Genomic DNA, 698 nt, shown 5'->3' with positions numbered 1-698 from the left:
CGCAAGACCAATCTCTGCACCGCCATCCGCGCCACCCAGGGGCAAGGCGTCATGCCGGACGGCACCTCGCGGTTCTCGATCGGCAAGGACAAGATCCACCACTATATGGGCTGCTCGACCTTCGCCAACTTCACCGTGCTGCCGGAGATCGCGCTCGCCAAGGTCAATCCGGACGCTCCGTTCGACAAGATCTGCTATATCGGCTGCGGCGTCACCACCGGCATCGGCGCGGTGGTCAACACGGCACGAGTGGAGATGGGCTCGACCGCGATCGTCTTCGGTCTCGGCGGCATCGGTTTGAACGTCATCCAGGGGCTGCGGCTTGCCGGCGCCGACATGATCATCGGCGTCGATCTGAACAACGACAAGAAGGCCTGGGGCGAGAAGTTCGGCATGACCCACTTCGTCAACCCGACGGAGATCGACGGCGACATCGTCGCCCATCTGGTCAACATGACGAAGCGCGGCGCCGACCAGATCGGCGGCGCCGACTACACCTTCGACTGCACCGGCAATGTGAAGGTGATGCGCCAGGCGCTCGAAGCCTCGCATCGCGGCTGGGGCAAGTCGGTGGTGATCGGCGTCGCCGGCGCCGGCCAGGAGATTTCCACCCGGCCGTTCCAGCTGGTCACCGGCCGCCAATGGATGGGCACCGCCTTCGGCGGCGCCCGCGGCCGCACCGACGTGCCGAAGATCGT

Annotated in this window: 1 protein-coding gene; it reads left to right on the top strand. The window is 65.8% G+C overall.

Annotation, left to right across the window (positions count from 1 at the left end; all coding sequences use genetic code 11):
- The coding region (locus tag CO656_RS29540; RefSeq protein WP_144353253.1) for a zinc-binding dehydrogenase at nt 1–698 on the top strand (698 nt) is incomplete at both ends.

The organism is Sinorhizobium sp. FG01, assembly GCF_002531875.1.
Lineage (GTDB): Bacteria > Pseudomonadota > Alphaproteobacteria > Rhizobiales > Rhizobiaceae > Sinorhizobium > Sinorhizobium fredii_C.
This window is presented reverse-complemented; position numbering and strand designations above follow the sequence as displayed.